This is a genomic window from Bacillus sp. FSL K6-0994, from assembly GCF_038630815.1.
Taxonomy (GTDB): Bacteria; Bacillota; Bacilli; order Bacillales; family Bacillaceae; genus Bacillus; species Bacillus safensis.
This window is the reverse complement of record NZ_CP152043.1, coordinates 2,934,296-2,948,791: the sequence shown is the minus strand read 5'-3', so window position 1 is coordinate 2,948,791 and position 14,496 is coordinate 2,934,296. Positions and strand designations below refer to the sequence as shown.

The following is a 14,496-nucleotide window of genomic DNA, read 5'->3' as shown; positions in this document are numbered from 1 at the left end:
TAGAAAGTTGTCAATTCATATAACAAACAAACAGAGCGTCAGGACAAAATCACGTGCCGCCAGTCATCTTCATTCAGAATTACGAGCAAATATGATATGTTGTAGACAGAAGAATTTCTTTCAGAAATATGGGTATCACAAGGAATAAAGGCTTTGATGTGAGGAAGCCGTCTATACATGAGAGTGGCAAGAGGTGAGAAACATGATTTATATCGGATTAACTGGCTGGGGAGATCATGACAGTCTTTATCCGCCGAGAATCGGCAGCGCGCAAAAGCTGTTTCACTACGCATCAACGTTTCCGATTGTGGAACTGGATGCCAGCTTTTATGCGGTTCAGCCTGAGCGTAATCATGAAAAGTGGATAAAGGATACGCCAGATGACTTTCAATTTGTTGTGAAAGCATACCAAGGAATGACTGGACATCAAAGGGGCGAGATTCCGTTTGCTTCGAAGGAGGACATGTTTGATGCATTTATTCTTTCGCTGACTCCGCTCATTCGTGAAGGGAAACTGGCCATGGTGCTCTTTCAATTTCCACCTTGGTTTGATTGCAAAAAAGAGCACGTTCACTATTTAAGATGGTGTAAGGAGAAGATGGGCGTTATTCCATGTGCTCTCGAATTCCGAAACCGTACATGGTTTTCAGAGGAATTTTATGAGCAGACTTTGTCCTTTATGGAAAAGGAAGGATGGATTCATTCCGTCTGTGATGAACCGCAAGTCGGAGAAGGCTCCATTCCACCAGTCATACAAGCTACACACCGTGATAAAACCTTGGTCCGATTTCACGGGAGGAATAAACAGGGCTGGCTTCACCCGGCAGACCATGAGAATTGGCGTGAAGTAAGATACTTATATTTATATAATGAAGCTGAATTAAAAGAGTGGAAAAAGAATCTCGACATCCTGCATCAGCAATCGAAAGATGTCTATGTCGTGTTTAATAATAACTCTGGCGGAGATGCAGCGGCGAATGGCCAGCAGATGATTGATTTGCTGGATATCACCTATTCAAACCTGTCTCCGAAGCAGTTAGATTTATTTAGTTAACCGAGAGCTGACTGAAGCTTTCAACCTGAATGAGACGGTCAGTGACAACTTGAGGGAGAGATCAACATGTTGCAGAAGCTATGGTTATATCATACAAACGACTTGCACAGCCACTTTGAGAACTGGCCAAAAATTGCAGCTTATATTGAAGAAAAGCGTCAAGTTCACGATCAGATGCTCTTGTTTGATATTGGCGACCATATGGATCGAGTGAACCTCGTATCCGAAGCGGATTATGGAAAGGTAAACGTCAAGCTCCTCAATCAGCTTGGCTATGATGGAGTCACGATCGGGAATAATGAAGGCATTACGCTGCCCCATGATCAGCTGGATCACTTATATGAGAATGCACAATTTCCAGTGGTCCTGTCTAATTTATTTGAGAAAGGCAAAAGGCCATCATGGGCAAAGCCCTATCATATGATCACAATGGAAAACGGACTGAAGATATGTCTCTTAGGCGTGACCATTGCGTATACACCTGTATATGAAAAGCTGGGCTGGAACATTACTGATCCGTTTGACAGCATACGGGACATGCTGCAGGAAGTGAAGGGACAGGCAGATGTCATTGTGCTTTTATCCCATCTTGGTATCATCCATGATCGAGAGGTCGCCCGTGATTTCCCTGACATCGACATCATCCTAGGCTCACACACGCATCATCTGTTAGAACAAGGTGAAATGGACAATGGTGTGCTGCTTGCATGCGCTGAAAAGTATGGGCATTATATTGGCTGTGTTGAGCTGACAATCGATACAGCGCGCAAAGAGCTGATAGAGAAAAAAGCGACAGTACAGTCAGTAGATCAGCTCATCAGTGAATCAGATGAAGCCATCACCACCTTACAGCAAGCAGAAAGAAGAGCGAAAGCACTCATGCAGGAAAAAGTGACAACGATTGAGTCGAAGCTAGAAACGAAATGGTTCGACGAATCTCCGCTTCCGCAGCTCTTAACAGATGCCATTAAAGATTGGTGCGGAGCAGATATTGGCATGATGAATGCAGGAATGGTGCTTGATTCATTAGAGGCAGGGATCGTCACAAGAGAAGAAATCCACCGGATATGTCCGCATCCCATTAATCCCATTCGGGTGACGCTTACCGGTCAACAGCTGATCGAAACAGTTCGACGGGGCTGTGAAGAAAAAATGGAACAGCTGCGCATCAAAGGCTTCGGATTTAGAGGTGAGCTAATGGGGAAAATGCTATATAGCGGACTCAGCTATACGTTAGAAGAAGGCGATGCCAAACGGGTGAAGGATGTCTTTGTACATGGTCAATTGATCAAAAAAGACGCCTCCTATACAGTTGGCACAGTCGATATGTATACATTAGGCTCTCTTTTTCCTCATATCCGTGATCACGAACACATTGAATATTTCATGCCTGAATTTTTACGTGATGTTCTGACATGGCGCTTGAAGGAAGCCACTTGAAATCCGCTTCAGCCTAACAACACGCGCCCTCTTTTCACATAGATTGTGATGAGAGGAGTGAAGGGATTTGGTGAATTTAACACCTATTACAATTGATGGCCATTCCTTTACAGCGGTCACCGTCAAGCTGCCGAAGACAAATTTTATGGCAGTATCAAATGAACATGGGTATATTATGTGCGGTGCACTGGATGTCGGGCTCTTGAATGAAAAGCTTGCAGATAGAGGAATTATTGCAGGAAGAGCAGTTGGTGTAAGAACCATTGAGCAATTGCTCGATGCTCCTTTAGAATCTGTGACATACGCCGCAGAAGCGCTGGGCATCTCAGCTGGAACAATTGGAAGAGATGCATTATTAAAAATGGTGAAATAAAATAGAGAGATGATTCCTATCCCCCCGCCTGTCTGCATACACATGTAATGGAGAAGGGGGGATTTTTTATTGAGAATGAACCGCCGTTATCGCCCCTACAAGAAGGGCCCTTTGCCATTTCGTTACGTCATGCTGCTTGCGATCTTATTCTTTGTGCTCTCAACCGTAATTAGTTTATTTTTTATCAACCGATCCATTAAACCTACCCTTATTCACATTGCTGAACTAGAAACAGAGCGCATCGCCAATCACCTCATACAATATTCAGTGCAAGACTTTGCAGATGATCAGGAGAATATGAAGGATATGGTGGTCATGAATACAAGTGAGAACGGAAAAGTGACGACCATCGATTTTAATGCGCAAGCAACATCGAAAGCAATGGCTGACCTCTCGCGTCATCTTCAAAAAAATTTAGAGGACATTGAAAAGGGGAACTTTCAAAAAGAGGCAAAAGAAGCATTAAAGGATCAAACAGATGGACATGACGGCATTATATATAACATTCCGCTTGGGCAAGCATCCGGAAATGCACTCATCGCCAACCTCGGACCAAAAGTGCCTGTGCGCTTTAGTGTGATTGGTGATCCGCATACGGACGTTGAAAAAAACATTAAGCCTTATGGCATCAACAATGCCTTGATTGATATTAGTGTTCTGATCGAGGTCAAGGTAAGAGTCATTATCCCATTTGCTTCTGAAACAATCGTAGTTAAAAACTCTGTTCCTGTCTCCATACAAGCCGTTCAAGGAGACGTACCAGATTATTATAATGGCAGCGGAACAAACTCAGGTGCTCCATCAATTGTTCTCCCAGAGAAAAAGGAGAAAAAGGAATAACAGCCCAACAATGATTGGGCTGTTATTTATTTTCGTTTCCGTTCAGCTCTTTCCCACGCCCTCAAATGAGGATATGGATCAAATGACCATTCCGTTCTGCCGTTGTCTTTGTACATGCCATAGTGAAGATGCGGCGGAAACTTTCCTGCAGTGCCTGGAGGACCGTAACCGGAGCTTCCGACAGATCCAATCACCTGGCCAGGTTCAACAATTTGACCTGTCTTGAGTCCTTTCGCAAAGCCATTTAAGTGAGCGAAGTAATGATAATGATTATGAATATCTCGGATACCTATCCGCCAGCCGCCAAAACGGTTCCAGCCTTTCATTTCAATCACGCCATACGATGTCGCACGAACGGGAAGTCCATAATGGGCAAATAAATCGGTTCCCTCATGAATTCTTCTGCCTCCAAACCCTCTCGCATCTCCCCATGTACTTCGGTAGCTGTAGTCAGCTCCAACTGGAAGAGGAAAAGCATGCTTTCCAAGATCAAGATGGCCGTAGTGCTTATATAGCTTCATAAAAGATGAAATGATTCCAACGGTTTGATCACGTCCATAATAGTCCCATAAGCCAATTTTTAATTGATCAATGCTGCTGCCGTAGTGAAGCAAGTATTGAGCAAACGTGAACAATACATCCTCATCGTCATCGCTGCTTGCTTTGCCATCCCCATTTCCATCAAGACCAATTCCGTCAAACACTTTAATGCTTAAAGGAGAGGTATCCTGTTTATTCGGGTTTTCTGGTCCAATCCACATTTCCCGGGGAATGTAGATGCCAATGACGCCTTTTTGTTTCGGTAAATCTCTTCTGCTTTTTCGAATATTGTGTTCATACTGATCAACTGCAGCAAGTACATACCATGGAACCTGTGTTGTGATGGAGACTTTTTCATATAGGGCCATTCTTTGCTTCAATTCATCTGGCTGCTTGCCCGTCCCTTTTGCATGAACAGGTAAAGGGAGCATTGAAAGAGCAATCATGATGGCTAAAACCACTTTCACAAACGTCCATCTCCTTTCATCGAGCATCGTCTTCTACCGTTTAGTGTGGTTAGATCACTCTATTTCATAAGAAGAAAATGTTAGTAATTTTCTTCTGTTTTTTTAGGAGGCTTTTGGGTATTTTTGCAGCTCATTCCCTTGTTGTTCAATCTGTACTATGTTAAAGTGTCTAAAGAAAAGGCTTTAGGCCGAAGATTCAATTTTTTGCAGCTTCTTGGCTGCATCCATCGTATATAGCAGGAAGATTTTTGTAGATGCACCTTTAACGAATTCATATGGAGATGATGGAATTGGCAAAGAAGGAAGAGCACGTAAGAAAACCGGACTGGCTTAAAATTAAGCTGAATACGAATGAAAACTATACCGGTTTAAAGAAAATGATGCGGGAAAACAACCTGCATACCGTTTGTGAGGAAGCAAAATGTCCGAATATTCATGAATGCTGGGCAGTGAGAAGAACCGCTACATTTATGATCCTTGGATCTGTTTGTACGCGCGCATGCCGTTTCTGTGCGGTGAAAACTGGACTTCCGACTGAGCTTGACCTGCAAGAGCCAGAACGCGTGGCAGATTCAGTAGCTTTAATGAATTTAAAGCACGCTGTCATAACAGCGGTTGCAAGGGATGATCAAAAGGATGGCGGAGCAGGTGTGTTCGCTGAAACCGTTCGTGCGATTAGAAGAAAAAGCCCATTCACGACCATTGAAGTTCTCCCTTCAGATATGGGCGGTAATTATGATAACTTGAAGACGTTAATGGACACTCGTCCTGACATTTTAAATCACAACATTGAAACAGTTCGCAGATTAACGCCAAGAGTTCGTGCGCGTGCTACATATGATCGTTCATTAGAATTCTTGCGTCGTGCAAAAGAAATGCAGCCCGACATTCCAACAAAATCAAGCATTATGATTGGACTCGGTGAAACGAAGGAAGAAATCATTGAAGTCATGGATGATCTTCTTGCCAATAATGTGGATATTATGGCGATTGGCCAGTATTTACAGCCTTCGAAAAAGCATTTGAAAGTTCAAAAATACTACCATCCGGATGAGTTTGCAGAGCTGAAGGAAATTGCGATGTCAAAAGGTTTTAGCCACTGTGAAGCTGGGCCGCTTGTGCGCTCTTCCTACCATGCAGATGAACAAGTAAACGAAGCGTCTAAAAAACGTCAGGCGCAAGCATAACAAAGAAAACGCCAGAGCTCTCTGGCGTTTTTCTCGTATTAATTTTGGCCGTAAGGGGCGTTTCTTCTCATCGTACGGTCGGAATTCGTCATCCCATTTGCATCTTCTTGATTCGATATGTTCCCGCCTTGAGGAGAATACTTCATTTGCTGAATCGTTTTGGTTAAAATTTGGTCAAAATCACGTGAATTGGTTTGAAGACGTGAAAAATTGGCAATGGATTGAAAGTGCTCTGGATTATCAGAGACGTATACATGATAATAACGAGGGAGAACAGAAACCGCCGTTTTCTTTACTTGATCGGCAGATTCATCACGATTTTTGTTTCCTGTTCGATACACGATGAGTGCATCCTCATCTGTCACAAGTGTGGCTGCATCTTTGATGTTTGGCAGCTGCACCGTTAAACTTGTAATCACGTGGGCAAGATGCTCACGATTTAAAGCAGGGGTTCTTTCTTTTTGATCCGTTACTTGCTGGCGCTGATAACGAACATATCCTGCTCTGTTTGTATCTGCTTCTGGTATGTTGGAATTATTTCCTTCATGACGATCCGACAGACGGATGGTTTTACTTGAAGAATCTTCATCCACTTGCCGGTTCATACCTGATTGAAAGCCGCACCCGCCTAAAAGCATGCTGAGGAGAATCGCGGCTGTCAGTTGTTTCTTCATAAATGTGACCTCCTTTTTCCTTTAGCTTCGTCTAAATCGGAAAAAACATGCTTTAGCAATTGATGGAGTTCTTCCAATGAATTATCATTAAAGATGGATCGTTTAAAAAGAGGTGAGAAGATGATCGTCGTTCAGAATGCTACCTTTGATCTTGTAAGAGATATCAAAGACGGCTTTAATGAAGAAGCGTTTAAAGCAAGGTACTCAGATATTTTAAATAAGTATGATTATATTGTGGGGGACTGGGGCTATAATCAGCTCAGGCTGAAAGGGTTCTTTGATGACCAAAACCAAAAGGCCACATTTGATACTAAAATCAGCACACTCGATGAATACATTTATGAATACTGTAATTTTGGCTGTGCCTATTTTGTCTTAAAGCGAATCAGAAAATAACGCAAAGGGGAGCGTCATAATGTATTTCGTAGACAGAAAAAAGATTGAAGAGACATTACGTTTTTTCGAGGAGCAATATGGATTGATGCAGAGTCATCAAACATGGACAAGTCCTCTTGAGAAAAAAGCGCTGGAACGAATTGTTCATTTGCTCGTCGAATGTATTCTTGATACTGGAAATGACATGATTGATGGCTTTATTATGCGTGACCCAGGAAGCTATGATGACATCATGGATATACTTGTTGATGAAAAGGTTGTACCAGAAGTGGAAGGAAGTCAGCTGAAAAAGCTTGTCTCATCCCGCAAAACACTTGTGCAGCAATATCAGGAAGTGGTTCATCATGACTTATTGCAGGTGATCAGCGAAGTAGAGCAGGCGCTAGAGGTCTTTCCAAGCCGCATCCGTACCTACTTGGAACAGGAGCTTGGCCCAGTATCAGCGTTTAAATAAACCATTGGAGTTGTATGCATCATGAAATACAAAGGCTATTTAATTGATTTAGACGGGACCATGTATAAAGGAACAGAAAAGATCGAGGAAGCAGGTCAATTTGTTCAAAAGTTAAATGAATTTAACATCCCTTACTTGTTTGTCACGAATAACTCATCACGTACGCCAAAGCAGGTAGCGGAAAAACTCGTTTCATTTGATATCCCAGCAACAGAAGAACAAGTGTTTACAACAAGTATGGCGACGGCCAATTATATTGCTGAACAAAAGAAAGATGCGTCAGTTTACGTGATCGGTGAAGAAGGAATCAAGCAGGCCATTGAAGAAAAGGGGCTGACGTTTGGTCAGGAAGACGCAGATTTCGTTGTTGTTGGAATTGATCGGGGCATTACATATGAAAAATTAGCAGTAGGTGCGATTGCCATTCGTCAAGGCGCACAATTTGTCTCAACAAATGGAGATATAGCTATTCCAACAGAAAGAGGGCTTTTGCCAGGGAACGGCTCGTTAACATCCGTACTGACCGTGACGACAACGGTTCAGCCGACATTTATCGGAAAGCCGGAATCCATTATTATGGAACAAGCGATGCGTGTGCTTGGGACAGATGTGTCTGAGACGCTCATGGTGGGTGATAATTATGATACGGATATTATGGCAGGAATGAATGCAGGAATGGACACATTACTCGTCCATACAGGTGTGACAACAAAAGAGCTGCTTCAGAAGTATGAAAAGCAGCCAACCTATGTCATTGATTCATTATCCGAGTGGATCGAGCGATTATCATAAAAAAAGAGGACAAGCGTTATGCGCGCGTCCTCTTTTTCTTTATTCTGCATTTCTTGCACTATGTGCCAGCCTGCTTGATGCGGCAGCAGCAATAGCGCCAACAATGTCATCTAAAAAGGTGTGGCATTCGCCTGTGGATTTATCGTTGAGTTTCCCCAGAATACCTGGTTTTTCTTTATCGATATATCCGTAATTTGTAAAGCCGATTGAACCATAAATATTGACGATAGCAAAGGATAAAATTTCATCAACGCCATACAAGCTTTCGTCCGTTTCAAGTATTGATTGAAGCGGCTCAGTCAGCTTCTTTTGCTCGGCGAGTACGTCTAGTTCAACGCCCGTTAATATCGCATTTTGGACTTCACGTTTTGCGATGACACGCTCCACATTGTGGATGCACTCTGTCATGTCTAAGCCAGGATGATATTTTTCCTGTAAAAAGTAGACAAGGTCTGCTATATCTTGAATGGTTACGCCTCGTTCTTGTAAACGGCGTCTTGCTGTTTTTTCTACTTCGTTCATCTCATGATGATGCGGCATGTATTCCTCACCCAATCCTCGTAATTTGTCCACAACGTGTAAAAAGCTTCGGATAGTAAATAGTATTCATAAATCCCTCAACCTGCGACTACGATATGATAAGAGATTGATCATAGGAACGCAGGTGAAAACATGAAAGAAACCATTTATCACACATTTGGTATTGATGTTCGTCAATTTACGCCATATGGCAGTTATCAGAGCTTTCAAACGGCGGAGGCTCTCTTCCTCATTGTTCCTGTGTCTCATTTGCGAGAAGAAGAACTCTCGGAGTTGTATCATATCAGTCAGTATTTACTGAATGCTGGAGACCCATACGTCGCTGTGTTTGAATTAACAAATGAAGAGAAGCCCACCTTTACTCATGGAAAGGAGCAGTACGCTTTATTAAAAGCGGCGCCACCGCTCTCAAGCCGCTCGTTTCAGCAAGCGTCAGAGCTGGCAGCCTTTCATGTCAGGGGAAGAGGCTTTCCATATGAAGTATCCGAAACAAAACGTGTCGGTGCCTGGAAGGAATTATGGGCAAAACGATTAGATCAGCTCGAAGGCTTTTGGATGCAGCAAATGCATCAAAAACCGCTGGAACGGTTTGAACAAAAATTCATTGAATCGTTTCCGTATTATCTTGGATTAACGGAGAATGCCATTCAATATTTAGTCGATACTGAGCTTGATGATGAACCGAAAGAAGGTGACTCAGGCACTGTCTGTCATCAGCGCTTTTCACGTATGACATGGCCGCATGAGCAGCCGCTGCGTTTACCTGTGGATTGGGTCTTTGATCATCCAACCCGTGATATTGCCGAATACTTAAGAGAGACCTTTGTACAGCATAAGGAGGATTTAATTGAAGAAGGCTTTTCCTTTCTTCAGCAATATGAGGAGGTGACACCTCTTTCCTCCTTTTCAAAGCGTTTGTTATACAGCCGCCTGCTGTTCCCGCTTCATTACTTTGAAATTGTGGAAGGCTACTATATGTCGGGAGAAAATGAAAAGTCATACTATGAAGAGCGGTTAGATTACGTCTTAAATGATGCCAATCGCTATGAATACTTTCTAAAGGTCTTTCAAGAAATGAGTGCCATGCGAAGCGGCGGGACCCCCATTCCGGCTGTTGGCTGGATTCAGCCTGCAGCTGATTTGAAGTTTTAGTGAACAGACGAAACGTCTCTTTTCTCTTGAGACGTTTTTCGTTATGCTTAAAGAAATCAATTAAAGGAGTGTTCTTCTTGCCAAAACCTTATGTCTATATCACAAGAAAGCTGGATGAAGCATCACTTACACCATTAAAAGAAGTCGCTCATGTTGAGATGTGGCCAAGCGAGGATGAGCCGTGTCCAAGAGAAGAGTTAGAAACACAAGCTGCTAAAGCGGATGCGCTTCTCACCATGCTGTCAGATCAAATAGATGAGCCGCTTTTATCAAAGGCTCCGAATATCAAGGTGGTTGCAAACCTTGCTGTTGGCTATGACAATATTGATCTTGAAGCAGCCAAAAAGCACGGAATCACCGTATGTCATACACCAGACGTCTTAACAGAATCGACGGCGGATTTAGCCTTTGCTCTTCTTATGGCGTCAGCTAGACGCATTGTCGAGGCGAGTGATTGGATTAAGAATGGAAACTGGACAGGCTGGGGGCCGCTTCTTCTTGCCGGTGCTGATGTTCATCACAAAACGCTCGGGATTGTCGGAATGGGCAGCATTGGAACAGCACTTGCCAAGCGGGCCAAAGGCTTTAATATGAATGTCCTTTATCATAATCGTTCAAGAAAACCCGAAGCAGAAGCGCAGCTTGGCGTGACCTATGCGGCTTTTGAGGAACTGCTCAAGCAGTCTGATTTCATCGTCTGTCTGACGCCGTTAACCCCGGAAACGAAAGACATGTTTAATGAAAAAGCATTTGATCTGATGAAGAACTCTGCTTATTTCATTAACGTATCAAGAGGACAGACTGTGGATGAGGATGCTTTATACGAGGCTGTCACAAAAGGAAAAATTGCCGGCGCTGGTCTGGATGTATTTAGACAGGAACCTGTCAGTCCGTCTCATCCGTTAACGACATTACGTAACGTCACAGTCCTCCCTCATATTGGAAGTGCTAGTGTCGAAACGAGAAAAACGATGATGCGTTTATGTGCTGAAAATATTGCGCTTGTCTTACAAGACGAGCCAGCCAAAACGCCGGTTCGTTCATAATAGAAGGCTTCCCGGTGTTCGGGATCTTTTCTGACAAAAATATTTTGAAAATATAGAATCTTGATATAAATAGCTGTTAAGCGGTTTCATTATGACAATCTCGTATTTTATTACCTTGTCAAAATGAGGATACCCCTTTATAATGTGTGTACATTGAATGTCTGTGTAAGGTTAACAAATGTCTTTTTAGAGAGGACATTTACGTAGAAAGGTGGAATTTCAGGTGAAGGCAATTCGAGTTGGGCTATTAGGATTAGGAACAGTGGGAAGCGGTGTCGTAAAAATTATCCAAGACCATCAGGATAAATTAATGCACCAAATCGGCTGTCCGGTATTAATACAAAAAGTGCTTGTGAGCAATCCCGATAAAAAAAGAGATGTGGATGTCGCAAGAGAGGTCTTCACAACTGAAGTATACGATGTGATTAGAGATCCAGAGGTCGACGTCATCATTGAAGTGATGGGCGGCATTGAAGAGACAAAACAATATTTAATAGATGCGTTGAATGAGAAGAAGCATGTCATTACAGCCAATAAAGATTTAATGGCGCTTTACGGTACGGAGCTTTTACATGTAGCGAAAGAAAATAGCTGTGATCTTTATTATGAAGCAAGTGTCGCCGGAGGAATTCCGATTCTGCGTACGCTGGAGGAAGGGCTGGCCTCTGACCGAATCACGAAGATGATGGGGATTGTGAACGGTACAACGAATTTTATTTTAACGAAAATGAATGTCGATAAAAGCGCATATGAGGATGTCTTAAAAGAAGCACAGGATCTAGGCTTTGCAGAAGCAGATCCGACAGCTGATGTAGAAGGACTGGATGCAGCAAGGAAAATGGCGATTCTTGCAAGGCTCGGCTTTTCCATGAATGTAGATTTAGAGGATGTAAAGGTGAAAGGTATTTCTGATATCTCTGATGAGGATATTAATTTCAGTAAGCGGTTTGGCTATACAATGAAGCTGATCGGCATTGCTCAGAGGGACGGAGAGAAAGTAGAGGTCAGCGTTCAGCCAACTTTACTTCCTGATCATCATCCGTTATCATCCGTCAACAATGAATTCAATGCGGTGTATGTCTACGGAAGTGCTGTAGGAGAAACGATGTTTTACGGACCTGGAGCAGGAAGTCTGCCAACGGCAACAGCTGTTGTATCAGACTTAGTCGCAGTAATGAAAAACATGCGCCTTGGCGTGAACGGAAGCGGATTTATCGCACCGCAGTTTGAGAAGAAGATCAAATCCTCATCAGAAATATTTGCTCAGCAATTTTTAAGAATTCATGTTAGAGATCAAGTCGGGGCATTCTCCCGCATTACATCTATTTTTTCTGAAAGAGGCATCAGCTTTGAAAAGATCCTTCAGCTTCCTGTGAAAGGACATGATGAGCTGGCTGAAATTGTGATTATTACACATCAGACCTCAGAAGAAGATTTCTCAAATATCCTGCAAAAATTAAACGACCTCGACGTGGTGGTTCAAGTGAAGAGCACGTACCGAGTAGAAGGGAACGGTTTAAGCCGATGAAATGGAATGGACTCATTGAAGAATTTCAAGAATTCTTACCAGTAAACGAATCTACACCTAAACTAACATTAAATGAAGGGAATACACCGCTGGTCCACCTCGCCAAGCTTTCAGAAAAGCTGGGGATTGAGCTTCATGTGAAAACAGAAGGCGTCAATCCAACAGGCTCTTTCAAGGATCGAGGAATGGTCATGGCCGTTGCAAAGGCGAAAGAAGAAGGCAATGATACGATCATGTGCGCCTCAACAGGGAATACCTCTGCAGCAGCAGCGGCTTATGCAGCCCGTGCTGATATGAAATGTATTGTCATCATTCCAGACGGGAAAATTGCCTTCGGTAAGCTTGCACAGGCCGTCATGTACGGAGCAGAAATCATTGCCATTGACGGCAACTTTGATGATGCACTGAAAATCGTCCGCAGCATCTGTGAAAAAGCGCCGATTGCCCTTGTGAACTCGGTCAACCCTTATAGAATTGAAGGACAAAAGACAGCGGCATTTGAAATCTGTGAGCAGCTAGGCTCTGCCCCGGATGTACTGGCGATTCCTGTTGGAAATGCCGGGAACATCACGGCCTACTGGAAAGGCTTCAAGGAATATCATGAGAAAAAGGGAACAGGACTGCCTGTCATGCGCGGTTTTGAAGCAGAAGGTGCAGCGGCAATCGTTCGAAATGAAGTGATTGAGCAGCCAGAAACAGTGGCAACGGCTATCCGTATCGGAAATCCAGCGAGCTGGAAACAAGCTGTGGCAGCCGCAGATGAATCAAACGGAAAGATTGATGAAGTGACTGATGAAGAAATTCTTCATGCATATCAATTGATTGCACGTGAAGAAGGTGTGTTTGCAGAGCCGGGCTCATGTGCGTCGATTGCGGGCGTTCTAAAGCAGGTGAAATCTGGAGAAATCAAGCCAGGCAGTAAAGTTGTTGCGGTACTAACAGGCAACGGGCTGAAAGATCCAAATACGGCTATCGATATTTCACAAATCAAGCCGGTCACACTCGATGCAGATGAAGATCAAATTCTTGAACACTTAGAAAAGGCCGCACGCGTATGAGTGAAGCCTCCATGCTTTTTTCAATCACAGTACCGGGAAGCACTGCCAATTTAGGACCAGGCTTTGATTCAGTTGGAATGGCGCTCAGCCGCTATTTAAAGCTATCGGTCTTTGACCATGATAGCTGGCTGTTTGAAGCAGAAACAGATGTTGTGTCTGGGATTCCATCAGGCACCGACAACCTGATTTACCAAACAGCCAAAAAGGTCGCAGATGACTTTGGAAAAACACTCCCGCCTGTTCATGTCAAAGTGTGGAGTGATATTCCATTGGCACGGGGGCTTGGCAGCAGTGCTGCTGCCATCGTGGCCGCCATTGAACTTGCCAATCAGCTTCTTGAATTAAACATGACAGATGATCAGAAGCTCTTTTATGCAAGTGAGGTAGAAGGTCATCCAGATAATGCGGGTGCCTCTTTATTCGGTGGTTTACTGATTGGTCTCCACGAAGAAGACAAAACACATGTCGTGAAAGTGCAGCATGTGGATGTAGATGTCGTCGTGGTGATTCCTTTTTATGAAGTGCTGACAAAGGATGCCCGTGATGTCCTGCCAGAGGATTTCTCCTATAAACATGCCGTCAGTGCGAGTGCTGTGAGCAACGTCCTAGTGGCCGCCTTAATGACGCAAAACTGGCCGCTTGTTGGAGAAATGATGAATAAGGATTTATTTCATCAGCCTTACCGCACAATGCTTGTGCCAGAGCTGTCAAAGGTAGAGCATGTCGCTTCTCTCAAAGGAGCCTATGGAACGGCTTTGAGCGGTGCTGGGCCGACGATCCTCACCTTAGTGGAAAAAGGGAAGGGAGAAGCGCTGAAAGAACAGCTTGCCCAAAACTTCCCGCATTGCGAAGTCGATTTGCTGACGGTGCCAGTAGAAGGTGTTGTCGTGCAGCATTATCCTGTTAATCAAGTAAAGAACGTGCTGTGAATCTGCACGTTCTTTTTTTATGCTTG

Annotated in this window: 16 protein-coding genes; 13 read left to right on the top strand and 3 right to left on the bottom strand. The window is 43.6% G+C overall.

Going from position 1 to position 14,496, the window contains the following annotated elements:
- Nucleotides 1-202 precede the first annotated feature (202 nt).
- From MHB69_RS15515 to yunB, 4 genes are all read left to right on the top strand, one after another.
- Nucleotides 203-1,054 carry a DUF72 domain-containing protein gene (locus MHB69_RS15515; RefSeq protein WP_342495749.1) on the top strand — a complete coding sequence of 284 codons (852 nt, stop codon included), beginning with the start codon at nucleotides 203-205 and terminating at the stop codon, nucleotides 1,052-1,054.
- A 66-nt stretch (nucleotides 1,055-1,120) separates the two neighbouring features.
- The gene (locus tag MHB69_RS15510) at nucleotides 1,121-2,494 is read left to right on the top strand and encodes a bifunctional UDP-sugar hydrolase/5'-nucleotidase (RefSeq protein ID WP_061110035.1); all 1,374 of its coding nucleotides are present in this window, start codon (nucleotides 1,121-1,123) and stop codon (nucleotides 2,492-2,494) included.
- 67 nt (nucleotides 2,495-2,561) lie between these two features.
- The gene (locus tag MHB69_RS15505; protein ID WP_034282637.1) at nucleotides 2,562-2,867 is read left to right on the top strand and encodes a DUF1805 domain-containing protein; all 306 of its coding nucleotides are present in this window, start codon (nucleotides 2,562-2,564) and stop codon (nucleotides 2,865-2,867) included.
- Between the two features lie 69 nt (nucleotides 2,868-2,936).
- The gene (gene yunB, locus MHB69_RS15500) at nucleotides 2,937-3,707 is read left to right on the top strand and encodes a sporulation protein YunB (protein ID WP_080701219.1); all 771 of its coding nucleotides are present in this window, start codon (nucleotides 2,937-2,939) and stop codon (nucleotides 3,705-3,707) included.
- 26 nt (nucleotides 3,708-3,733) lie between these two features.
- On the opposite strand, the gene MHB69_RS15495 is transcribed toward yunB, so the two are convergent.
- Nucleotides 3,734-4,678 (bottom strand): M23 family metallopeptidase, encoded by a 945-nt coding sequence (locus MHB69_RS15495; protein ID WP_229137106.1) that lies wholly within the window; start codon nucleotides 4,676-4,678, stop codon nucleotides 3,734-3,736.
- Nucleotides 4,679-5,004: 326 nt separating this feature from the next.
- On the opposite strand from MHB69_RS15495, the gene lipA reads away from it, so the two are divergent.
- A complete protein-coding gene (lipA, locus tag MHB69_RS15490) occupies nucleotides 5,005-5,901 on the top strand; it encodes a lipoyl synthase (RefSeq protein WP_008360456.1) in 897 nt (298 codons plus the stop codon).
- 38 nt (nucleotides 5,902-5,939) lie between these two features.
- Here lipA and MHB69_RS15485 read toward each other — a convergent pair whose 3' ends face one another.
- A complete protein-coding gene (locus MHB69_RS15485) occupies nucleotides 5,940-6,575 on the bottom strand; it encodes a YhcN/YlaJ family sporulation lipoprotein (protein ID WP_342495748.1) in 636 nt (211 codons plus the stop codon).
- Nucleotides 6,576-6,695: 120 nt separating this feature from the next.
- Between MHB69_RS15485 and MHB69_RS15480 the strand changes: the two genes are divergently transcribed.
- Genes MHB69_RS15480 through MHB69_RS15470 form a run of 3 tightly spaced genes read left to right on the top strand, consistent with a single transcriptional unit; the run spans nucleotide 6,696 to nucleotide 8,217 of the window.
- Entirely contained in the window at nucleotides 6,696-6,971 is a 276-nt protein-coding gene (locus MHB69_RS15480; protein WP_024423368.1) for a YutD family protein, read from the top strand.
- 19 nt (nucleotides 6,972-6,990) lie between these two features.
- The gene (locus MHB69_RS15475) at nucleotides 6,991-7,425 is read left to right on the top strand and encodes a DUF86 domain-containing protein (protein WP_034282630.1); all 435 of its coding nucleotides are present in this window, start codon (nucleotides 6,991-6,993) and stop codon (nucleotides 7,423-7,425) included.
- 18 nt (nucleotides 7,426-7,443) lie between these two features.
- Complete coding sequence (locus MHB69_RS15470; protein WP_342496244.1) at nucleotides 7,444-8,217, top strand: TIGR01457 family HAD-type hydrolase; 774 nt, start codon at nucleotides 7,444-7,446, stop codon at nucleotides 8,215-8,217.
- A 39-nt stretch (nucleotides 8,218-8,256) separates the two neighbouring features.
- Here the strand turns inward: MHB69_RS15470 and MHB69_RS15465 are convergent, their stop codons facing one another.
- Nucleotides 8,257-8,757: a phosphatidylglycerophosphatase A gene (locus MHB69_RS15465; protein ID WP_025094161.1), complete on the bottom strand. Its 501-nt coding sequence runs from the start codon at nucleotides 8,755-8,757 to the stop codon at nucleotides 8,257-8,259.
- 132 nt (nucleotides 8,758-8,889) lie between these two features.
- On the opposite strand from MHB69_RS15465, the gene yutH reads away from it, so the two are divergent.
- The 5 genes from yutH (at nucleotide 8,890) to thrB (ending at nucleotide 14,470) form a co-directional block, all read left to right on the top strand.
- Nucleotides 8,890-9,909, top strand: coding sequence for a spore coat putative kinase YutH (gene yutH / locus MHB69_RS15460; RefSeq protein WP_034282627.1), 1,020 nt, complete (start codon nucleotides 8,890-8,892; stop codon nucleotides 9,907-9,909).
- A gap of 77 nt (nucleotides 9,910-9,986) precedes the next feature.
- Nucleotides 9,987-10,955 carry a D-glycerate dehydrogenase gene (locus tag MHB69_RS15455; RefSeq protein ID WP_342489053.1) on the top strand — a complete coding sequence of 323 codons (969 nt, stop codon included), beginning with the start codon at nucleotides 9,987-9,989 and terminating at the stop codon, nucleotides 10,953-10,955.
- A 223-nt stretch (nucleotides 10,956-11,178) separates the two neighbouring features.
- Nucleotides 11,179-12,483 (top strand): homoserine dehydrogenase, encoded by a 1,305-nt coding sequence (locus MHB69_RS15450; RefSeq protein WP_340890500.1) that lies wholly within the window; start codon nucleotides 11,179-11,181, stop codon nucleotides 12,481-12,483.
- Complete coding sequence (gene thrC / locus MHB69_RS15445) at nucleotides 12,480-13,541, top strand: threonine synthase (RefSeq protein ID WP_034282619.1); 1,062 nt, start codon at nucleotides 12,480-12,482, stop codon at nucleotides 13,539-13,541. Before MHB69_RS15450 ends, thrC begins: the two co-directional genes overlap by 4 nt.
- Complete coding sequence (gene thrB / locus MHB69_RS15440) at nucleotides 13,538-14,470, top strand: homoserine kinase (RefSeq protein ID WP_342495747.1); 933 nt, start codon at nucleotides 13,538-13,540, stop codon at nucleotides 14,468-14,470. The genes thrC and thrB overlap by 4 nt, the downstream gene beginning before the upstream one ends.
- Nucleotides 14,471-14,496 lie beyond the last annotated feature (26 nt).